The sequence below is a fragment of the Sphingomonas sp. genome, from assembly GCF_036677245.1.
In the GTDB taxonomy this organism is placed as follows: Bacteria; Pseudomonadota; Alphaproteobacteria; order Sphingomonadales; family Sphingomonadaceae; genus Allosphingosinicella.
In genome coordinates this window covers 12,107-31,935 of the sequence record NZ_JAKFCG010000080.1, presented here as the reverse complement: position 1 = coordinate 31,935, position 19,829 = coordinate 12,107, and the positions used below count along the sequence as shown (strand labels likewise).

Annotated in this window: 18 protein-coding genes and 1 pseudogene; 11 read left to right on the top strand and 8 right to left on the bottom strand. The window is 67.4% G+C overall.

The genetic code is table 11. From position 1 onward, the window contains the following. Nucleotides 1-120: pseudogene (locus V6M48_RS09350) on the top strand (succinyl-diaminopimelate desuccinylase); the annotation flags it as partial. Between the two features lie 42 nt (nucleotides 121-162). Here V6M48_RS09350 and V6M48_RS09345 read toward each other — a convergent pair. The 4 genes from V6M48_RS09345 to V6M48_RS09330 form a co-directional block, all read right to left on the bottom strand. Next, entirely contained in the window at nucleotides 163-1,875 is a 1,713-nt protein-coding gene (locus V6M48_RS09345) for a putative bifunctional diguanylate cyclase/phosphodiesterase (RefSeq protein ID WP_332812265.1), read from the bottom strand. A 47-nt stretch (nucleotides 1,876-1,922) separates the two neighbouring features. Further along, nucleotides 1,923-2,486 carry a Smr/MutS family protein gene (locus V6M48_RS09340; protein ID WP_332812264.1) on the bottom strand — a complete coding sequence of 188 codons (564 nt, stop codon included), beginning with the start codon at nucleotides 2,484-2,486 and terminating at the stop codon, nucleotides 1,923-1,925. After that, nucleotides 2,464-3,657 carry a murein transglycosylase A gene (gene mltA, locus V6M48_RS09335; protein WP_443019071.1) on the bottom strand — a complete coding sequence of 398 codons (1,194 nt, stop codon included), beginning with the start codon at nucleotides 3,655-3,657 and terminating at the stop codon, nucleotides 2,464-2,466. Before mltA ends, V6M48_RS09340 begins: the two co-directional genes overlap by 23 nt. Before the next feature lie 180 nt (nucleotides 3,658-3,837). After that, nucleotides 3,838-4,458 (bottom strand): Tim44/TimA family putative adaptor protein, encoded by a 621-nt coding sequence (locus V6M48_RS09330; protein WP_443019070.1) that lies wholly within the window; start codon nucleotides 4,456-4,458, stop codon nucleotides 3,838-3,840. Between the two features lie 225 nt (nucleotides 4,459-4,683). On the opposite strand from V6M48_RS09330, the gene secB reads away from it, so the two are divergent. The 4 genes from secB to V6M48_RS09310 all read left to right on the top strand — a co-directional run bounded on the left by secB (nucleotide 4,684) and on the right by V6M48_RS09310 (nucleotide 8,598). Further along, nucleotides 4,684-5,202 carry a protein-export chaperone SecB gene (gene secB / locus V6M48_RS09325; RefSeq protein WP_332812262.1) on the top strand — a complete coding sequence of 173 codons (519 nt, stop codon included), beginning with the start codon at nucleotides 4,684-4,686 and terminating at the stop codon, nucleotides 5,200-5,202. A gap of 22 nt (nucleotides 5,203-5,224) precedes the next feature. Beyond that, complete coding sequence (gene murJ / locus V6M48_RS09320; protein WP_332812261.1) at nucleotides 5,225-6,781, top strand: murein biosynthesis integral membrane protein MurJ; 1,557 nt, start codon at nucleotides 5,225-5,227, stop codon at nucleotides 6,779-6,781. Continuing rightward, nucleotides 6,781-7,776, top strand: a complete 996-nt coding sequence (trpS, locus tag V6M48_RS09315) for a tryptophan--tRNA ligase (protein ID WP_332812260.1) — start codon at nucleotides 6,781-6,783, stop codon at nucleotides 7,774-7,776. Before murJ ends, trpS begins: the two co-directional genes overlap by 1 nt. Before the next feature lie 180 nt (nucleotides 7,777-7,956). After that, the gene (locus V6M48_RS09310) at nucleotides 7,957-8,598 is read left to right on the top strand and encodes a DUF4136 domain-containing protein (protein ID WP_332812259.1); all 642 of its coding nucleotides are present in this window, start codon (nucleotides 7,957-7,959) and stop codon (nucleotides 8,596-8,598) included. 98 nt (nucleotides 8,599-8,696) lie between these two features. On the opposite strand, the gene dnaA is transcribed toward V6M48_RS09310, so the two are convergent. The 3 genes from dnaA to mutM form a co-directional block, all read right to left on the bottom strand. Further along, nucleotides 8,697-10,091 carry a chromosomal replication initiator protein DnaA gene (gene dnaA / locus V6M48_RS09305; RefSeq protein WP_332812270.1) on the bottom strand — a complete coding sequence of 465 codons (1,395 nt, stop codon included), beginning with the start codon at nucleotides 10,089-10,091 and terminating at the stop codon, nucleotides 8,697-8,699. 724 nt (nucleotides 10,092-10,815) lie between these two features. Next, on the bottom strand, nucleotides 10,816-11,079 hold the full coding sequence (rpsT, locus tag V6M48_RS09300) for a 30S ribosomal protein S20 (RefSeq protein WP_332812258.1): 264 nt from the start codon (nucleotides 11,077-11,079) through the stop codon (nucleotides 10,816-10,818). Between the two features lie 120 nt (nucleotides 11,080-11,199). After that, nucleotides 11,200-12,012 carry a bifunctional DNA-formamidopyrimidine glycosylase/DNA-(apurinic or apyrimidinic site) lyase gene (gene mutM, locus V6M48_RS09295; RefSeq protein ID WP_332812257.1) on the bottom strand — a complete coding sequence of 271 codons (813 nt, stop codon included), beginning with the start codon at nucleotides 12,010-12,012 and terminating at the stop codon, nucleotides 11,200-11,202. Nucleotides 12,013-12,099: 87 nt separating this feature from the next. Here mutM and V6M48_RS09290 point away from each other — a divergent pair, with 87 nt between their 5' ends. Genes V6M48_RS09290 through V6M48_RS09265 form a run of 6 tightly spaced genes read left to right on the top strand, consistent with a single transcriptional unit; the run spans nucleotide 12,100 to nucleotide 17,245 of the window. Next, entirely contained in the window at nucleotides 12,100-12,855 is a 756-nt protein-coding gene (locus tag V6M48_RS09290) for a class I SAM-dependent methyltransferase (protein ID WP_332812256.1), read from the top strand. Between the two features lie 55 nt (nucleotides 12,856-12,910). After that, the gene (ubiB, locus tag V6M48_RS09285) at nucleotides 12,911-14,443 is read left to right on the top strand and encodes a 2-polyprenylphenol 6-hydroxylase (RefSeq protein WP_332812255.1); all 1,533 of its coding nucleotides are present in this window, start codon (nucleotides 12,911-12,913) and stop codon (nucleotides 14,441-14,443) included. A gap of 4 nt (nucleotides 14,444-14,447) precedes the next feature. Next, nucleotides 14,448-15,644, top strand: a complete 1,197-nt coding sequence (coaBC, locus tag V6M48_RS09280; RefSeq protein ID WP_332812254.1) for a bifunctional phosphopantothenoylcysteine decarboxylase/phosphopantothenate--cysteine ligase CoaBC — start codon at nucleotides 14,448-14,450, stop codon at nucleotides 15,642-15,644. Between the two features lie 4 nt (nucleotides 15,645-15,648). Next, a complete protein-coding gene (gene dut / locus V6M48_RS09275; protein ID WP_332812269.1) occupies nucleotides 15,649-16,098 on the top strand; it encodes a dUTP diphosphatase in 450 nt (149 codons plus the stop codon). Continuing rightward, nucleotides 16,095-16,871 (top strand): HesA/MoeB/ThiF family protein, encoded by a 777-nt coding sequence (locus V6M48_RS09270; protein WP_332812253.1) that lies wholly within the window; start codon nucleotides 16,095-16,097, stop codon nucleotides 16,869-16,871. Before dut ends, V6M48_RS09270 begins: the two co-directional genes overlap by 4 nt. Next, complete coding sequence (locus tag V6M48_RS09265; RefSeq protein ID WP_332812252.1) at nucleotides 16,859-17,245, top strand: DsrE family protein; 387 nt, start codon at nucleotides 16,859-16,861, stop codon at nucleotides 17,243-17,245. The genes V6M48_RS09270 and V6M48_RS09265 overlap by 13 nt, the downstream gene beginning before the upstream one ends. Before the next feature lie 24 nt (nucleotides 17,246-17,269). On the opposite strand, the gene topA is transcribed toward V6M48_RS09265, so the two are convergent. After that, complete coding sequence (gene topA / locus V6M48_RS09260) at nucleotides 17,270-19,816, bottom strand: type I DNA topoisomerase (protein WP_332812251.1); 2,547 nt, start codon at nucleotides 19,814-19,816, stop codon at nucleotides 17,270-17,272. Nucleotides 19,817-19,829: the final 13 nt, after the last annotated feature.

The window sequence follows — 19,829 nt, the reverse complement described above, 5'->3', positions numbered from 1 at the left end:
GTGGCCGAGTTCGGCCTGGTCAATGCGACGATGCACAAGCTCGACGAAGCGGTCGCGCTCGAGGATCTGAGGATGCTGCAGAAGATCTATCGGCGGGTGATTGCGGGCGCGCTTAGCTAGATCCCGTGGCGACGCCGCCAAGCTCCGCTCGGTTGGACGCCGTCAGGCGCGAAGGACTTGCCGTTCGAGCGCGGAGCGCGACTGGACCCATTCGGCGAACTCGTCGCCACCCATTGGTTGGGCAAAGATATAGCCCTGGACGAGATCGCAGCCGATCGTCCGCAGCACCTCGAGCTGCTCGCGGCGCTCGACGCCTTCGGCGACCACTTCGGCCCCGAGGCCATGGATGAGATGGACGACCGAAGCGACGATCGTGCGGGCGCTTTCCGAATGATCGATGTCCCTGGTGAGGCTCGCATCGAGCTTCACCCGGTCGAGCGGCATGTCCTTCATGCGCGCAAGGTTCGAATAGCCGGACCCGAAATCGTCGATGGTGATCGAGACGCCGTCGCTCCGCAAGGCGGCGATCTCGTCCAGCAGCCGCTCGCTGCAGCGCATCGCCAGAGTCTCGGTGAACTCGAGCTCGAGCAGCCATGGTGCGGCGCCCGCCTCGGCCATCGCACGCCTCAGCTGCGTGAAGAACAAGGGCTGCTCGAGCTGGCGCGCGCTGACGTTAAACGCGAGCCGCTGGGTCAGACCCAGCGCCTGCCATCGGGCGACGGTCTGCGCCGCCGTAGTTGCGACCCAGTCGCCGATATGGAGGATGAGGCTGCTTTCCTCGGCAATGCCGATGAAGCTTTTCGGCAGCTTGACGCCATCGGTCGGGTGGTGCCAGCGGACCAGCGCTTCGCCGGCGACGATCGCGCCGGTATGGATGCTGAGCTGGGGGTGGAAGACGAGCTCGAACTCATCGCGTCCGAGCGCTTCCCGCAGATCCTTCTCGAGCCGCGACTTTTCCTCGAAAGCGGCACCGAGATCGTTGTTGAAACAGCAGACCTGCGATCGGCCGCACGCCTTGGCATGATACATGGCGATATCCGCCGCCTTCATCAGGCTGGCGAGATCGGCGCCGTCGTCCGGGCAGAGCGCGACGCCGATCGAGGCGCCGATCGCGATCTTCTGGCCCGCCAGCTCGAATGGTGCGGATAGGCTGGCGAGAACGCGCTGGGCGATCCGCTCTGCCGCCTCCACGCCGCCGATCGAGGGGAACAGCAAGGTGAATTCGTCGCCGGCGAGGCGGGCGATCAGCGGATGAAGCAGGTTCTTCTGCGCGGCTTCCTCCTTGACCACCGCCCGCAGCCGATTGGCGACCTTGACCAGCATGTGGTCGCCCTGGGCATGGCCGAGGCTGTCGTTGACTTCCTTGAAGCCGTCGAGGTCGACGAACAGCAAGGCGAGCGGCTCGTTCAAGCGGCGCGCCTTGAGGATGCGTTCCGCCTCGCGCTTGAAATGGATGCGGTTGGGGAGCGAGGTGACCGGATCGTACATCGCCATCTTGTGGACGTTGTCGAGATTCGAGCGGACCTGCTTGAACAGCCCGTCCACCGCCGATGCGAGCGCCGGCAGTTCTTCGCGCACGACACGGGGCGTCGGCGACTTGAGGTCGCCTGTCTCGACCGCGAGCAATCGATCGATCAGGGCCGAAACGGCGCGCGCCTGGCGGCTGTTGGGTTTTTCCGAGGCGACCCAGACGACGAGCAAGGCGAACAGGCCCATCGCAATCGAGGCGACGATCTGATCGTCGAGATCGCGCAGCAGCAGCAACGCGCCCATCGTGAAGATGAACGACGCTGTCCCGGCGCAAACCGAGAGCAGGCCGTTGCTGATCTTGCCGACGATGCTGAAGAACTTACGCAGTGCAGCCGTCCCACCCAATGGTCCTGGTCCCCCCAGGGAGTCCCTCGATTCATAGGAGCCGCAAGTTAAGATTTTGGCCTACGGACCGGCCCGGACCTGCGCAGGATTATGTAGAGCGCGCCGGCACCGCCATGGCGCGGGTGGGCGGCACGAATCGCGGCGATATGAGGCGCGTGACGCGACGCCGCGAGCCAATCCCCCACCGCCGCGCGAATCGCGCCGCGAGTGGCCGGCCGCCGGTCACCCTGCGGCGGCTTGCCGGTGACCAGCAGCAGCACCCGCGCGCCCGATGCGATCGCCTCGTCGAGGCGGCTGTCGAGCAAGGCATGAGCGGCGGCAAGGCTGTGGCCGTGGAGATCGACGACCCGATCGGGCTGCACCGCGCCGCGCGCCAGGCGCCGGTCCCAGCTGCCGTCGAGCGTGGCGCCCGGTGCGGCCGGCGCCGGCGCGGCACGCGGCTGCGGCCGACGTCCCGGTGCCGGCCGCAGCTCTGATAGTTCCTGGGGCAGCGGCGCATCTAGAGCCTCGTGCGCGGGTGCCTCCAGCTTCCTGCCGCGATGAAGCGGCGTGACGCTGGCGATCACCTTGGCCCACAATGCCCGTTCGCTAGTTCCGAGCTTGCGTGCCATCGTCGTCGGCGGCCTGAAGGCGCGCAATCGTTCCGCGCGGAAGGAAGACATAGCCGCGGCCGCGCGCCGACATGCCGCCGGCCAGGCGGGCAGCCTCGTCGCCGGCGCCCCAGAAGGTATCGAAACGGTTGGCGCCCTTGATCGCGCCGCCGGTATCCTGCGCGATCCAGATGCCGTTGGCCTCGGGGCGGTCGGTGACGAGCACCACCGGCGCGCCGAGCGGGACGAACTTGGGATCGGCGGCGACGGTCGCCCGCGGCGTGACGGGAAGGCCGAGCGCCCCGAGCGGCCCGGGGCCTTCCACTATCCTGAAGAAGATATGGCTCTTGTTCTCGCGCATGATCGCGCGGCCTTCGGCCGGGTGGGCACGAAGCCATGCGACGATCGCCTGCATGCTGGTGCCGCCGGGCGCGAGCAGGCCGCGCTCCTTCATGAGCTTGCCGATCGCGATATATTCGCGGCCGTTTTGCCCCGCATAGCCGATCCGCGCGATCTCCCCGCCGGGCAGCTCGAGCTGGCCCGAGCCCTGGATCTCCAGGAAGAACATGTCGATCGGATCGGCCGCCCAGGCGATCTCGAGTCCGCGCCCGGCAAGCGCGCCGTCTTCGATCGCCGCGCGGTCGTGATAGGGGATGAATTTGCGCTTCTCGACGCGGCCGCGAACGCGGCGGCCGGCCAGCGTGTCTGAAAAAAGCGACAGATCGGCTTCGACGAGATCGTCCGGAACGCCATAGATCGGCACCGCATAGCCGGGGCCGGGGCTGCGCGATCCGGCGATACGGGGCTCGAAATAACCGGTGGCGAAGGCGCTGCCTTCCCCCACCTGGGCGAGCTCCAGCTGATTGGCGAAGAAGGACAAGGCGTCGCGCTCCGGCCAGGCGGCCGCAGCGGCGCAGACCGGCGCCCAATCCTCAGGCCGGGCAAGCTGCGACGGATCGCTGCGCTTGACCAGCGAAGGGCAGCTCACGCGAAACGCCGCCAATGCCCGTGCGGCAGAGGCGGGAGCGATGCCCAAGCTTTCCAGCGGAGGCCCTGGGCGAACCCCCGAGAGCCGCGCATTCTCGGCGGCCGGAGCCTCGGGCTGAGGAACCGGCGGCGTCGGTGTCGCAGCGATGGGCGGCGGGGTTGAGGAGGTCGTGCAGCTCGCCAGCGCGACGAGCAAGGCGAACAGCGGCGGAACCTCGATCAGGCTGCGCGAACGGCGCAACCCAGGCAGCTGGCGCGGCGAATGACGACCCGACGTGCGGCGGGCGCCGCGAGAGCGAGAATCTGGCACCCGGTCTCTATAACGAGGTTCGGCCGCGCGAGGAAAGCGGCAGGAGGCGCGGCGGTCCAACCCGCTCGCGCTCAGTTACGCGTCGTCGGTCTCGACCAGCAGCCAGTTGGGATCGTCGCTGCCGAGCACGCGGCGGAAGGTCCACATGTCGTGGGTCGGCACCGCGTCGGTGAGCGACCCTGCGACCACCTCGCCTTCGCGGTTGCGGGTCACGGCCGCGATGTCGGCATCGAAGCGGACGACGATCGTGGCGGTACGACCTTCGAGACGGGCATCCTCGATCACCGCGCGCTCGATCGAGACGAGGCGATTGTCGAGGGTGTGGCCAGCGGCCTCACGCGCGGCGATCGCCGCCGAGAAGGAGCCGCGAACGTCGTCACCGACGAATTGCGCGAGCTCCGGCTCGTCGCCCCGCCAGAACGCCTCGAGGATCAGCCGGTAGGCGGCCTGCGCGCCATCGAGGAAGCGTGCAACGTCGAAGCTGCTGTCGGCGGCAATCAACGCACGAATGCCGCGCGCCGCGGCATCCTCGTAGACGAGCCCTGCCCGCTCGGCGCGGTCGGCGCCGGCGTCGCTCGCGGGCGCAAGCTCCGGCCCCGCCGCCGGCTCCGCCGGGCGAATGACCGGTTGCTGCTCATGGCCGGTGCGTCGTCCGAGCACGGCATAGAGCCGCAAGCCAACGAACAAGGCCACCATGGCCAGCAATACGATCTCGACCGTCACCGATTGTCTCCGAAGCGTCGCGACACAGCAGGAGCGCGCAGGCCCTACATAGGCGCGTGGGCCGCAGGATTCAAACCCGCCGACGGGGAAGCCGCAATTGCCCGCCAGGTTGCGTGCGGCAAAGGCTCCTGCTACCCGCCGCCGCAATGGTCGCGCCTGCGCGGCCGTCTTCTCGAAAAATGTCGAAGGGTGGGTTTTATGGCCGAGCTGGAAGGCTTTACTGACGCGGGCGGGCAAGCCGCCAATGGCGCCGACAACACGCCGCAATTCGGCATCATCTCGCAATATGTGAAGGACCTATCGTTCGAGAATCCGAACGCGCCGGCGGTCTATCAATGGCAGGGCCAGCCGCAGATCGACGTCCAGTTCAACATCGGCGCGCAAAAGCTTGCCGACGACGTCCACGAAGTCGCGCTCAAGATCGAGATTTCGGCGCGCGCCGAGGATCAGATCGCGTTCCAGATCGAGCTGCTCTACGCCGGCCTGGTCGGCGCGCGGAACATCGCCGAGGAAGAGCTGCAGCCGGTGCTGCTCGCCGAAGTCCCTCGGATCCTGTTCCCGTTCGCGCGCAGAGTCGTCGCCGACGCGGTCCAGGACGGCGGATTTCCGCCGCTGATGCTCGAGCCGATCGACTTCGGCGCGCTCTACATGCAGCAGGCAGCGCAAGCCGAGGCGCAGGGCGGACAGCAGGCACCGGAAATCACCGGGCAGGCCTGACCGGCCAGGGGGGCGCCGCCGGATGAACCTGACGAAGGCGATCGGCACGATCGGCGGGCTGACCATGGTCAGCCGCATCCTCGGCTTCGTGCGCGAGATGATCTTCTCGCGCGTGATGGGCGCCGGCATGGCGGCCGACGCATTCGCGCTGGCTTTCCTGATCCCGAACCTGTTCCGCCGCCTGTTCGGCGAGGGCGCCTTTTCCGCCGGCTTCGTGCCGCTGTTCAGCCAAAGGCTCAACGGCGAGGGCGGCATGGAGGAAGCCAGGAAGTTCGCCGAGGAGGTGCTGGCGGTCTTCCTGCCGATTCTGATCGTGGTGACATTGGTCTTCATGATCGGCATGCCGGCCTTCGTGTGGTTGATCGCGTCGGGCTGGCGTGACGAGCCTGAGAAATTCGCGCTTGCGGTCGAGCTGACGCGCATCACCTTTCCCTATCTGTTGTTCATCAGCCTGGTGTCGCTGTTCTCGGGCGTGCTCAACTCGCTCACCCGCTTCACTGCTGCCGCCTTTGCGCCGGCGCTGCTCAACATCGCGCTGATCGCGGCGCTGCTCCTCGCTCCCCACGGGGGGCCGGCCACCGCAGAGGCGATGGCGATCGGCGTGATCGCCGGCGGCATTCTCCAACTCGTCCTGTGCTGGGCAAGCGTCCATCGGGCGGGATTGAGGATGCGGCTGCGGCCGCCGAAGATGACCCCCCGGGTCAAGGAGCTGCTGATCCTGATCCTGCCGGCGACGCTCGGCGGCGGCATCTATTACATCAGCCAATTCTTCTACGCTTATTTCGCCACCAGCCTCCCCGAGGGCTCGCTCGTCTACCTCGGCTTCGCCGACCGGCTGAACCAGCTTCCGCTGGCGATCATCGGCTCGGCGCTCGGAACCGCGATCCTGCCCTCGATCAGCCGCGCGGTCGACCGCGGCGAGAGCGGAGAGGCCGGCCAAATCCAGAGCCAGGCGACTGAGCTGGCGATGCTCCTGACGCTCCCCGCCGCGATCGCGCTGGCGGTCGTCTCGGGGCCGATCGTCGCGGCTTTGTTCCAAGGCGGGCGCTTCACCGCAGAGGATGCGGCAACGACCGCGCTGGTGCTGTCGATCATCGTCGCCGGGCTGCCCGCTTACGTGCTGATCAAGGTGCTGACACCGGGCTTCTACGCACGCAAGGACATGAAGACGCCGCTCTACATCGCGATCGCGATGCTGCTGGTCGGAATCGCGCTGAATGTTGCCTTGATACCGGTGATGGGCATCGCTGCGCTCGCGTTCACCACCGCGACATCGGCCTGGCTCAACGCGATCACGCTCTATTTCATCCTCCGCGCCCGGGGCCACTTCCGGATCGAGACCTGGTTGTGGGGCCGACTCCTGCGCCAGCTGCTCGCCGGCGCGATCATGGGCGCCGCCTTATGGGGCGCGCGTTCGCTGTTCGCCGGATGGTTCGCGGGATCGACCGGCGAACGGCTGGTGGCGGTGGGAGCCCTCGTCGCGATCGGCGGCATCGTCTATTTCGCCGTCGCCTGGACGATCGGGGCGATGAGCAAGGAGGACATTCTCCTCCTGATGAAACGCAGGAGGTCAGCGTGATGCGGGTCGTTTCGGGAATCCAGCCGACCGGCAATCTCCACCTCGGCAATTATCTCGGCGCGATCACCCGCTGGGTGAAGATGCAGGACGAAGGCGAATGCCTGTTCTTCCTGGCCGATCTGCACGCGATCACCGTCCACAACGAGCCCGCCGAGCTTCGCGCCAACGTCCGCGAGATGGCGGCGGTGCTGATCGCCTCGGGCATCGACCCCGAACGTTCGGTGCTGTTCAACCAGGCACGCGTGCCGGCCCATCCCGAGCTCGCCTGGCTGCTCAACGGCACGGCGCGGATCGGCTGGCTCAACCGCATGACCCAGTTCAAGGAAAAATCGGGCAAGAACCGCGAAGGATCGAGCGTCGGCCTCTACGCCTATCCGGTGCTTCAGGCGGCCGACGTCCTGCTCTACCAGGCGACGCACGTTCCGATCGGCGAAGACCAGAAGCAGCATATCGAGCTGGCACGCGACATCGCCGCCAAGTTCAACAGCGATTTCGGGGTCGAGCTGTTCACCCTGCCCGAACCATTGATCGGCGCGTCAGCAGCTCGGATCATGTCGCTGCGCGACGGCGCCAGCAAAATGTCCAAGTCCGATCCGTCGGACATGAGCCGGATCAACCTGATCGACGGCGACGACCTCATCGTCCAGAAGATCCGCAAGGCGAAAACCGACCCGGAGCCCCTGCCCGACAGCCTCGACGAGCTCGGCGCCCGCCCCGAGGCGCGCAACCTGGTCGGCATCTATGCGGGCCTCGCCGAGCGCGAGCCCGCCGCCGTGCTGCAGGAGTTCGCAGGCCAGGGTTTCGGCACGTTCAAGCCGGCCCTTGCGGAGCTCGCGGTCGAGACACTGCGGCCGATCAGGGCGCGGCTCGAGGCACTGCGCAGCGATCCCGCCGAGATCGACCGCCTGCTCGCGAGGGGCGCGGCGCGTGCCACGGCGCTGGCTGAGCCGACGCTCAAGGCGGCCTATGAGGCGCTTGGCCTCTCGCGCGGCTAGACTCGCTCCCGGTTTGATCAAACCGGGACTCAGTCCAATTATCTTTTGTTTTCCGTGATTTCTGAGTGGTCAGGTGCTTCCGCCTGACCTGAAATCACTCTGGCCGCCCTTCTTCAGGGACTGTTCAGCCGAAACCAGGCACGCTACGTCTGAATAGCAACTGGTTCCGGAGAGACGTTGATGCCCGTCCCCAAAAAACTGCTGGCGCTCATCGCCCCGGTGGCGCTGCTTGCGCTGAGCGCCTGCACGACCGGATTTCCCACCCAGGTGGCGCGCTTCCAGGCGATGCCCGCGCCGGAGGGCCAGAGCTTCGTCATCCAGGCCGCCGATCCGCGCGATCGCGGCGGCCTCGAATTTTCGCAATATGCCGATCTGGTGCGACGTCACATGGTCGCGCAAGGCTATCGCGAAGCCGCTTCGCCGCAGAGCGCGACCTTGGTCGTCTCGCTCGGCTACGGCGTCGACAACGGCCAGACCAGAATCGTCTCCTATCCCTCCGCCGGCTTCGGCCCGCATTACGGCTACTGGCCTTATTATTCACGCTTCGGGGGCTACGGGCCCTATTATCACGGCTGGCACGATCCGTTCTGGGGCTATCCGGACATCCGCAGCTACACCGTCTACACGAGCTACCTCGATCTCGACATCAGGCGCGCCGCCGATGGACAATCGGTGTTCGAAGGCAGGGCAAAGGCGCGCTCGCAATCCGACGAGCTGCCCAGGCTGGTCCCCAACCTCGTCGAGGCCATCTTCACCGGCTTCCCCGGGCACTCGGGCGAGGTCGTCAAGATCACGGTGCCGCCGCCCCCGCGGGCGGGCTGACGCCGGCACTGGGCGTATCAGGCAGGCGTTGCGGTAGCGGACGAAGCCAGGAGCGCGTTGCTTTGGAGGGGCGCTTTGAAGGCGCACCCTGCCCGCGCTCAATTCTCGAGCTGGCGCGTCAGCAGCCGGATGTCGGCGTCGAGCTCGGCGTCGCTCTGGCGAAGCTTCTCGATCTGCCGCACCGCGTGAATCACGGTGGTGTGATCGCGGCCCCCGAAGCGCCGGCCGATCTCCGGCAGCGACCGCGGCGTCAGCTGCTTCGACAGATACATGGCGACCTGCCGCGGCCGCGCGACCTCGCGCGCGCGCCGCGCCGAGGTCATTTCCGCCTTGCGGATACGGTAATGGTCGGAGACCCGGCTCTGGATCTCGTCGATCGAGATGCGGCGCTGGTTGGCGCGCAGGATGTTGGCGAGCACCTCACTGGTGAACTCGACGTCGATCGGACGGCCGCTCATCATCGCATAAGCGGCGATCCGGTTGAGCGCGCCTTCGAGCTCGCGGACGTTCGAGCTGATCCTCTTGGCGAGGAACATCACGACTTCGTGCGGGACCGCGACGTCGGGCAGCGACTCGAGCTTCTTGATGATGATGTTGAGGCGAAGCTCGAGGTCGGCGGCATTGATGTCCGCGACCAGGCCCCAGGACAGGCGCGAAAGGATGCGCGGCTCGATGCCGTCGAGATCCTGCGGCGCACGGTCCGAGCTGATCACCAACCGCCGCCCAGCCGAGATGATCTCGTTCATCGTGTGGAAGAATTCTTCCTGGGTCGATTCCTTGCCGGCGATGAACTGGACATCGTCGATCATCAGCAGATCGGCCGCGCGCAGCAGCTGCTTGAAGCGGATCGTCTCGTTGGCGCGAAGCGCGGCGACGAACTCGACCATGAACTTCTCGGCGGACATGTAGATGACCTTCGCCGCCGGATGGCGGCAGCGGAACTCATGGCCGATGGCGTGAAGCAGATGGGTCTTGCCGCGGCCGGTGCCGCCGTGAAGGAAAAGCGGATTGAACGCGACCTTGTCGGCGCTCGCGAGCGTGCGCGCGGCATTAAAGGCAACCTCGTTGGCCTTCCCGACCACGAAATTCTCGAAGCGGTAGCGCGGCTCGAGCGGCGCGACCTCTACCCCCGTCGGAGCTTGGGCAGCGGCCGGCGCGGGCTCCTCGATCAACGCGGGCGCCGGGATTTCGCCGGCGCGGGCGCTGCGCGCGCCTTCCTCGCTCGCGGTGATCGCAAGATGGCGGACCGCCGGCAAAACCGTGCGCCAGGCGAGCGCGAGTCGCTCGGCAAAATGAGTCTGCACCCAATCGGCCATGAACTGCGACGGAAGCTGGAGGCGCAAGGTGGCGGTGTCGGCGTCGAAGCCGCCGAGCGTGATCGGACGAAGCCAGCCGTCGTAGGTGCGGGCGCCGCAATCACGGCGCAGGCCCTCGCGAATCGCGTTCCACGCGGCGCTGATCGGATCGGCTGCACCGTCCCTGCGCAACGTCAAAGCTTCACCGTCCGCCTGCGTCTGGGTCACCCGGGCTCCCCCTCATTCCTCTGCCGCCCTGCGCGGCGCTGAGCAAAACTTCTCCTGCTCGGAAAACGCCCCCCGGCGCAGCCGATACCGAATGTTTTTTTGCTTTATGGCCGGTCGGAGAGTCATCCGCCGGAAGAGGTGTTTTTAGAGAGCGCGACAGGCCCCAAGCAAGGCCCTAAAATGTAATTTAAGTGAAATAAACCCGTTGACACGCAAATGCGCCAATAGGCCTCATCCGCAGCTTTTCCTATGTCTTTCAATGTGTTGATCAATGTGCGACCAGATGGCCATCGCGCGAATCGCGGGAAAAGCTGGAGTTTCGTTAAAGCCCCGTTCTGGCGCTAATCATCGCCCCCGCGTGGGGCTTTCGCAGACGCCCGAAGGACGCTGGAATGGTTAACGTGACACGCCAGAGGCTTGCGCGCCAGCCATCGCAAAGGGTCTTTGATAGTCCACGCAAGCTGAATACCGGCGGCCAGATGCTCTGCCGGTAGCCGGGCTGCGGACATTTCTGGAATCGGAGGGAGCAGGTGCGCGCAGTGTCGGGCGACTCGGTGGGAAGCGGACTGCCACAAAGCTTCGCCGGACGGCAGGAGCCCCGGCCGAGTCGGCAAGCGCAACAAATGGGGCTGGGAACCAAACCGGTCGCTCGATCCGGAAGGGTCAAGACGAGGCCGCTCGGCCCCGTCGTAGATCAGCCGAGCGCGGCGACCCGCTTCGACAAGCGCGAAACCTTGCGCGCCGCGGTGTTCTTGTGGACGACGCCTTTGGACACGCCGCGGGCGAGCTCGGGCTGCACACGGCGAAGGGCCTCGGCGGCCTGATCCTTGTTGCCGGCGGCGAGCGCTGCCTCGACCTGCTTGACGAACGTGCGGATACGGCTGACGCGCGCGCCATTGATCTCGGCGCGGCGATCGTTGCGCCGTATGCGTTTCTTTGCTTGCGGCGTATTCGCCATCTTCGTGCCTCGTAGCGATGAAATGAAAAGGGCGCGGCAAACCACCGCACCCGCTCGGCGGCTCTCTACGCAGGAGCGCGGCTCAGGTCAACATCCGGCCGTCTCTTCATCTGGCGGCGCTCAGCGCTGGCAGCGCGGGCAGTAGAATGTCGACCTGCCGGCCTCGACTCTTCGGCGCACCGCATTGCCGCAGTGGCAGGCCTCCCCTTCCCGGCCGTAGACGCGCCATTGCTTCGAAAAATAGCCAAGCTCGCCGCTGGGCCGGGCGTAATCGCGCAAGGTCGATCCGCCCGCCTCGATGGCGGCGATCAGCACCGCCTTGATCGCCTCGACCAGCTTGGCGAGCCTCGCTCTGGAGATCCGTCCCGCGGCGCGATCGGGCGCGATCCCCGCCATGTGCAGCGCCTCGCAGACATAGATGTTGCCGAGGCCTGCGACGATGCGCTGGTCGAGCAGCATCGCCTTGATCGGCGCCGTGCGGCCTTGCAGCCTGTTGTGCAGATAGGCGCCCGAAAACTCCTCGCTCAGCGGCTCGGGCCCCATGCGCGCAAAGGCGTCCCACCCGTCCAGCTCCTCGCTCCGCACGAGGTCGAGCGAGCCGAAGCGGCGCGGATCGTTGAGCGCGAGGCGACGCTGCTCCTCGGTCTCGAGCAGGAAATGATCGTGCGGGCCAAGCTCGGCCGGGTCGATCCGCCACCGCCCGGACATGCCGAGGTGGAAGATCAATGTGTCGCCGCGATCGGTGCCGATCAGCCCATATTTGGCGCGGCGGCCGAGGCTGGTCACGCGCGCCCCGGTCAGCCGCTGGCGCAGATCCGGCGGAAAGGCTCGCCGCAGGTCCGCGCGCCGCGCCTCGACCAGGACCAGCCGCCGCCCCTCCAGCACCGGTGCGAGGCCGCGCACGGTCGTCTCGACTTCCGGCAACTCAGGCATAAATGCTTCCTCTATCCCCCTGCACCACATCCAGCTGCGGCATATCCACCTGCACAGGGCAGCCTTCCCCTGCTAGAGGCTGCGCCGATGGACAAGGTTTCTTATGGTTTCGCGGAGGTCGATCCGCCGGAAAAGACGCGGCGGGTCGGCGAGGTCTTCGCCAATGTGGCGCCGCGCTACGATCTGATGAACGATCTGATGTCGGCCGGCATGCACCGCCTGTGGAAGAACCAGTTCGTCAGCCGCCTGCGGCCGCGGCGCGGCGAGACCATCCTCGACATGGCCGGCGGCACCGGCGACATCGCCTTCAGGATCGCACGCTCAGGCGCCACGGTCACGGTCGCCGACATCAATCCGCACATGCTCGAGGTCGGCAGGCAGCGCGCCGCCAAGCGCGGCATCGGACGCGACGGGGGACGCGACGGGGCCGAGACTTTGAGGTGGGCGGAAGAGAATGCCGAGGCGCTGAGCTTCCCCGCCAACAGCTTCGATGCCTATACGATCGCGTTCGGCATCAGGAACGTCACCCATATCGACAAGGCGCTGGCCGAGGCGCATCGCGTGCTGCGCATCGGCGGCCGCTTCTTCTGCCTGGAATTCTCGACACCGACCTGGCCGGGCTTCGCCACCGTCTACGATCGTTATTCGATGCAGGTCGTGCCCAAGATCGGCAAGGCGGTGGCGCGCGACGAAGCGAGCTATCGCTACCTCGTCGAATCGATCCGCCGCTTTCCCGACATGCAGGCGTTCAAGGCGATGATCGAAAAGGCGGGCTTCGGCAGAGTCGCGGTCGAGCCGATCCTCGGCGGAGTCGTCGCGATCCACAGCGGCTGGAAGATCTGAACGTGGCTTGCCGGGTCAATTGCCGGGGCCGGGTCAATCGCCGGGACGGCCGGCCATGACCGCGTCCGTGGTCCATGTCTGGCGGCTGCTCAAATGGGGCCGGGTGCTTGCCCGTCACGGCGTCCTGCGCGGCATCGAGCGCGAGCCGAACACGCCGCCGCCGGTCCGCCGGCTGGCACGGCTGGCGCGCTTCGGCGCGCGGGTGCCGAAGCGGCCGACCTATGCCGAGGCCTTCCAGGACATCGGCCCGGCCGCGATCAAGTTCGGCCAGGCCTTGGCGACGCGCCCCGATCTCGTCGGCGAGGAAGCAGCGCGCGACCTCAGCCGCCTGCAGGACGCGCTGCCGCCGGCGCCGTTCGCGCAGATCAAGGCGGCGATCGAGCTGGCGCTCGAGCGGCCGCTCGAGGAGCTGTTCCTGTCGATCGACCCCGAGCCGGTCGGCGCCGCCTCGATCGCGCAGGTCCATCGCGCGGTCACCACCGACGGCCGCCAGGTCGCGGTCAAGGTGCTGCGGCCGAACATCGAGGAGGATTTCGCCCGCGCGATCGAGACCTACGAATGGGCAGCGGCGCAGGTCGAGACGATGGGCGGCGAAATCGCACGGCTGCGCCCGCGCCTGGTTGTCGAGACCTTCCGCCAATGGACGATGCGCGAGCTCGACCTGCGGCGCGAGGCGGCCTCGGCCTCCGAGCTGCGCGAGAATATGGTCGCAGAGAGCGGCTTTTTCGTGCCGCAGATCGATTGGACGCGCACCGCCCGCCGGGCCATGACGCTCGAGTGGATCGACGGCATCAAGCTGACCGACCGCGAGGCGCTGATCGCGGCCGGCCACGATCTCAAGGCGCTCGCCGAGACCCTGGTCCGCGCCTTCCTGCGCCAGGCGGTGGTCGACGGCTTCTTCCATGCCGATCTCCACCAGGGCAATTTGTTCGCGCTGCACGACGGACGGCTGGCGGCGATCGACTTCGGGATCATGGGCCGGGTCGACCGTCAGGCGCGGCTGTGGCTGGCCGAGATCCTCTACGGGCTGATCGTCGGCAATTACCGCAGAGTCGCCGAAATCCATTTCGAGGCGCAATATGTGCCGCCGCACCACAATGTCGACGAGTTCGCGACGGCACTGCGGGCGGTCGGCGAGCCGATCCGCGGCCTTCCGGCGAAGGATATCTCGATCGGGCAGATGCTCGACGGGCTGTTCACGATCACCCGCGATTTCGACATGCCGACCCAGCCCCATCTGCTGCTGCTCCAGAAGACGATGGTGATGGAGGAAGGCGTGGCCAGCGCGCTCGATCCCGATATCAACATGTGGGAAGCCAGCGAGCCGTTCCTGCGCGAATGGCTGCGCAGCGAGCTTGGCCCGGAGACGGCGATCGCCGACCGGCTGGTACGCGATTGGCGGACCCTGGCGAAAATCCCCGAGTTGATCCGGCGCATCGACTATTATTATCCGCCGCCGGGGGCCGCGCCGCCCGCGCCGCCGCTACCGGACGTGGTGGTGGTCACCCCCCGCCGGTTCGGCCGTTACCTCCTCACCGCCCTGCTCTCGGCCGCCGCTGGCGCGGCCGCGATCTTGCTCCTACATTGATCCCATGCGGGGACGGCGCATTCTCCTGATCGTCGGCGGCGGCATCGCGGCCTACAAATCGGCCGAGCTTATCCGGCTGATCCGCAAGGCCGGCGGCGAGGTGACCTGCGTGCTGACCAGGAGCGGCGCGCAGTTCGTCACCGAAATGACCTTGGCCGCGCTTTCCGAGAACAAGGTCTACACCAATTTGTTCGATCTCAAGGACGAGGTCGAGATGGGCCATATCCAGCTCAGCCGCCAGGCCGATCTGGTGGTAGTCTGCCCGGCCACCGCCGATCTGCTCGCGAAGATGAGCGCCGGCATCGCCGACGACCTCGCCACGACCTTGCTGCTCGCCACCGACAAAAAGGTGCTTGCCGCGCCGGCGATGAACGTGCGGATGTGGCAGCATCCCGCGACGCTGCGCAACGTCGCGCGGCTGCGCGGCGACGGCGTGATCCTGCTCGAGCCGGACGAGGGCGAGATGGCGTGCGGCGAATATGGGCCGGGGCGCCTCCCCGAGCCGCCGGCGATCTTCGCCGCGATCGAGCAGGCGCTGGCCGGTTCGAAGGCCGGCGCCGCCGACACGCGGCTGGCCGGCAAGCATGTCATCGTCACCGCCGGGCCGACCCAGGAGCCGATCGACCCGGTACGCGTGATCGCCAATCGTTCGTCGGGCAAGCAGGGCTTCGCTATCGCCGAAGCGCTCGCGGCGCTCGGCGCTCGCGTGACCCTGGTCGCCGGCCCGGTCGGCCTCGCGACCCCCGCCGGAGTCGATAGGGTCGACGTCGAGACGGCGCGCGAGATGCAAAAGGCGGTCGACACGGCGCTGCCGGCCGACGCCGCGGTGCTGGTCGCCGCGGTCGCCGATTGGCGGGTCGAGCCGAACAAGGCGAAGCTCAAGAAAGCCGGCGGCCCGCCCGACCTCGCCTGGAGCGCCAATCCGGACATCCTCGCCGAGCTTGCCGCAAGCCCCCGGCGCCCGGCTTTGCTGGTCGGCTTTGCCGCCGAGACAGAGAATCTGCTCGCCGCCGCGCAGGAAAAACGCACCCGCAAGCAGTGCGACTGGATCGTCGCTAACGACGTCTCCGGCGATGTGATGGGCGGCGACGACAATGAGGTCCATCTCGTCAGCAGCGCCGGCGTCGAGACCTTCCCCCGCGCGGCCAAGCGCGACATTGCCCGCCGCCTTGCCGACAGGATCGCCGATGAACTTGCCTAAGCCGATCGATCTGCCCGAAATCGCCATCAGCCTGCGCCGCCTCGATCATGGCAAGGACCTGCCTTTGCCGGGCTATGCGAGCGCCGGCGCGGCGGGGATGGATGTCGTCGCGGCAGAGAGCCTGACCTTGGCGCCGGGTGCGCGCCACGCGGTCGCGACCGGCTTCGCGATCGCGATCCCGGAAGGGTTCGAAGTGCAGGTGCGGCCGCGCTCGGGGCTGGCGCTCAAGCATGGCGTCACCTGCCTCAACACGCCGGGCACGATCGACAGCGACTATCGCGGCGAAGTGAAGGTGATCCTCGCCAATCTCGGCAGCGAGCCGTTCGTGATCGCGCGCGGCGACCGCATCGGCCAGCTCGTCCCCGCCCCCGTCCAGCGCGCGCGGCTGGTCGAGGTCGAGGCGCTCGACGACACCGCGCGCGGCGCCGGCGGGTTCGGCTCGACCGGCCGGTGAGCGCCGACGAAAGTCTAAGCGACGGGCTCAGCGATCCGCAGCTCGAACGCTACGCCCGTCACATCGTGCTCAAGCAGATCGGCGGCGAAGGCCAGCGCATGCTGCTCGCTGGTCATGCCGCGGTGATCGGCGCCGGCGGGATCGGCTCGCCGCTGATCCAATATCTCGCCGCCGCGGGCATCGGGCGGATCACGATCGTCGACGACGATCTCGTCTCGCTGTCCAACCTCCAGCGCCAGATCCTCTACGGCACCGCCGACCAGGGCGCCGGCAAGGCCGAACGCGCTAAGGCGGCGGCCGAGCGGCTCAACCCGGACGTCAAGGTCACCGCCCAGGCCTTGCGGCTGACGCCCGACAATGCCGAGCGCTTGCTCGCCGGCGCGCAGGTCGTGGTCGACGGATCGGACAGCTTCGCGACGCGGCTCGCGGTCGCGGACGCGGCGCTGACGCTGCGCATCCCTCTGGTCTCCGCTTCGGTCGCGCAATTCGAAGGCCAGCTCGGCCTGTTCCGGGGATGGGAGGCCGACAAGCCCTGCTACCGCTGCTTGGTCGGCAGCGACCCGGACCGGCCCGAGCAGAGCTGCTCCGAGCAGGGCGTGCTTGGCGCGATGGCGGGAGTGATGGGCAGCCTTGCCGCGGTGGAGACGATCCGAGTCCTGACAGGCTTCGGCGAGGACAGCGCCGGCAAGCTCCTGCTCGTCGACTCGCTGGCGCTGCGCTTCCGCACCGTCGCGTTGCGCAAAGACCCAGGCTGCCCCGCGTGCCGCGCCTGACGAGCCCCGACGCGGCCCTCGCCGGATTGACGATCATCGTCGCGAGCGGAGATCCCGAACGCTTCCACGCCGCGCTCGCGGTCGCCGCCGCCAATGCCGCGCTCGGCGCGCGGAGCCGCGTCTACCTTCATGCCGCCGCGGCGGTCCTCGCCGACCGCGCGTGCCCGGCGATGCTCGGCAGCCAGGGTGATGGGGTGCCGACTCTGGCAGAGTTGCTCGACGAGGCGCTGGCGATCGGGGTCGCGATCATCGTCTGTCAAAGCGGCCTCGCCGCCGCCGGGATCGGCGCCGAGACCTTGACGAACGGGATCGAGACCGGCGGACTCATCGAATTGCTGTCCAGCCTGGACGGCGACCAGCTGTTGATGGCCTGAAAAGGGCGTACGGAAGACCGGCTGCTACTTCTTCTTCGCCGCTTTCTTCGCAGGAGCCGCTTTCTTGGCCGAGGCAGGTTTCTTGGCCGGTGCAGCCTTGCGCCGTCCCTTCTTGGCGGCCGGGCCCTTCGCCGCGCGCTCGTCGATCAATTGCGCCGCTTCCTCCAGGGTCAGTGCCTCGGGCGCCAATGATTTAGGCAAGGTCGCATTGGTCGTGCCGTCGGTGACATAGGGGCCGAAGCGGCCTTCCATCAGCTTGAGCTCGGCCTCGGTGCGGGGGTGCTTGCCGAGCATCTTGAGCGGCTCGCGGGTGCCGCGGCCGCGCCCGGCGCCATTCGCCGCATCGGCGAGCTTGGCGACCGCGGCGTTCATGCCGGTTTCGAACACCTCGGCGGTCGAGCCAAGCTTCGCATACTTGCCATCATGTGCGAGATATGGCCCGTAACGTCCTATCGACGCGGTGATCGGCTTGCCGCTTTCGGGGTGGTTGCCGATCGTCCTCGGCAGCGAAAGCAATTTCACGGCCCAGTCGAGGTCGGTCGCGGCCTCGGGCGTATCCTTGGGGATCGACGCGCGTTTCGCCTCCTTGCCCTCGCCCTGCTGGACATAGGGGCCGAAGCGGCCACTGCGCAACGTGATCGGCTCGCCGCTCGCCGGATCCTCGCCGAGCGGGGTCGGGCCATCGCTTGCGCCTTCCTCCCCGGCCTGGCCGAAGCGGCGCGTGAACTTGCATTCGGGATAATTGGAGCAGGCGACGAATGCGCCGAAGCGGCCGCCGCGCAACGCCAGCCTGCCGTCGCCGCAGGCCGGGCACAGGCGCGGATCCGAGCCGTCCTCCTTCTCCCCGAACAGATAGGGCGCGAGGAATTCGTCGAGCGCCGCGGTGATTTCGGAAGGCTGCTGCTCCATCACCTCGGCGGTCTTCGGCTTGAAATCGCGCCAGAAGGCTTCGAGCACCGCCTGCCACTCGGCGCGGCCGCCCGAAATGTCGTCCAATTGCTCCTCGAGGCCGGCGGTGAAGCCGAACGAGACATAACGTTCGAAGAAGCGCTCGAGAAAGGCGGTCAGCAGCCGGCCGCTTTCCTCGGGAATGAAGCGGTTGCGCTCGACCCGCACGTATTCGCGGTCCTTGAGCGTCTGCAGGATCGAGGCATAGGTCGAGGGCCGCCCGATGCCGAGCTCTTCCATCTTCTTGACCAGGCTCGCTTCGGAATAGCGCGGCGGCGGCTGGGTGAAATGCTGCTCGGCGTGGACCGACTTCTTGGCTGGCGAATCGCCCTGGCTGAGACGCGGCAGGCGGCGCGATTCCTCATCATCGCTGTCGTCGGTCCCCTCTTCGTACAGCGCGAGGAAGCCGGGGAAGAGCACGACCTGGCCAGTGGCGCGAAGCGCGGTCCTGCCGGTCCCGTCGATGAGCTCGGCGGTGGTCCGCTCGAGCCGCGCCGAGGCCATCTGGCTTGCCAGCGCGCGCTTCCAGATCAGCGAATAGAGCTTGGCGTGATCGCCCGATCCGGCATGATCCCGGCTGAAGTCGGTCGGCCGGATCGCCTCGTGCGCTTCCTGGGCATTCTTGGCCTTGGTCTCATAATGCCGCGGCTTGTCCGGCACATAGCCGGCGTCGTAGCGATCGGCGACCGCGCGGCGCGCGGCGGCGACCGCCTCGCCGGCCATCTGGACGCCGTCGGTGCGCATGTAGGTGATCGCGCCATCCTCGTAGAGCGATTGCGCGAGGCGCATCGTGTGGCTCGCCGAAAAGCCGAGCTTGCGCGCCGCTTCCTGCTGCAACGTCGATGTCGTGAACGGCGCCGGCGGGTTGCGCACCATCGGCTTGGTCTCGACCGAGCCGACGGTGAAATGGCCGGCCTCGACCGCCGCCTTGGCGGCCATCGCGCGGCCCTCGTCGCCGATGGTCAGCCGGTCGATCTTGTCGCCCTCGAACCGCACCAGCCGCGCGATGAACTCCTGGCCGTCGGCCTCCATCAGCGCCGAGACGCTCCAATATTCCTGCGGGCGGAAGACCTCGATCTCGCGCTCACGATCGACGATCAGGCGTAGCGTGACCGATTGCACACGGCCGGCCGATTTGGCGCCGGGCAGCTTGCGCCAGAGCACCGGCGACAAGGTGAACCCCACCAGATAATCGAGCGCGCGGCGGGCGCGATAGGCGTCGATCAGATTCTCGTCGAGCGCGCGCGGCGCCTTCATCGCCTCGGTGACCGCCGATTTGGTGATCGCGTTGAACGTGACCCGCTCGACATGCTTGGGCAAGGCGCGCCGCTTCTGGAGCACCGCCTGCACGTGCCAGCTGATCGCCTCGCCCTCGCGGTCGGGGTCGGTAGCAAGGATCAGCGAATCGGCCTTCTTCGCCTCGTCGGTGATCGCCTTGAGCTGGCGAGTCTTGTCGGCGTAGGTCTCCCACTCCATCGCGAAGCCGTGATCGGGATCGACCGAGCCGTCCTTGGCCGGAAGGTCGCGGACGTGGCCGTAGGACGCGAGCACGCGATAATCGCCACCGAGATATTTTTCGATGGTCTTCGCCTTGGCGGGCGATTCGACGACAACGAGTTTCATTTCTGGTTCTTTT

Bases quoted from the DNA above. Each gene is read 5' to 3' on its own strand.
- V6M48_RS09340 (WP_332812264.1), bottom strand. From the start codon at position 2,486: ATGGCACGCAAGCTCGGAACTAGCGAACGGGCATTGTGGGCCAAGGTG.
- V6M48_RS09330 (WP_443019070.1), bottom strand. From the start codon at position 4,458: ATGGTGGCCTTGTTCGTTGGCTTGCGGCTCTATGCCGTGCTCGGACGA.
- secB (WP_332812262.1), top strand. From the start codon at position 4,684: ATGGCCGAGCTGGAAGGCTTTACTGACGCGGGCGGGCAAGCCGCCAAT.
- murJ (WP_332812261.1), top strand. From the start codon at position 5,225: ATGAACCTGACGAAGGCGATCGGCACGATCGGCGGGCTGACCATGGTC.
- trpS (WP_332812260.1), top strand. From the start codon at position 6,781: ATGCGGGTCGTTTCGGGAATCCAGCCGACCGGCAATCTCCACCTCGGC.
- V6M48_RS09310 (WP_332812259.1), top strand. From the start codon at position 7,957: ATGCCCGTCCCCAAAAAACTGCTGGCGCTCATCGCCCCGGTGGCGCTG.
- rpsT (WP_332812258.1), bottom strand. From the start codon at position 11,079: ATGGCGAATACGCCGCAAGCAAAGAAACGCATACGGCGCAACGATCGC.
- mutM (WP_332812257.1), bottom strand. From the start codon at position 12,012: ATGCCTGAGTTGCCGGAAGTCGAGACGACCGTGCGCGGCCTCGCACCG.
- V6M48_RS09290 (WP_332812256.1), top strand. From the start codon at position 12,100: ATGGACAAGGTTTCTTATGGTTTCGCGGAGGTCGATCCGCCGGAAAAG.
- ubiB (WP_332812255.1), top strand. From the start codon at position 12,911: ATGACCGCGTCCGTGGTCCATGTCTGGCGGCTGCTCAAATGGGGCCGG.
- coaBC (WP_332812254.1), top strand. From the start codon at position 14,448: ATGCGGGGACGGCGCATTCTCCTGATCGTCGGCGGCGGCATCGCGGCC.
- topA (WP_332812251.1), bottom strand. From the start codon at position 19,816: ATGAAACTCGTTGTCGTCGAATCGCCCGCCAAGGCGAAGACCATCGAA.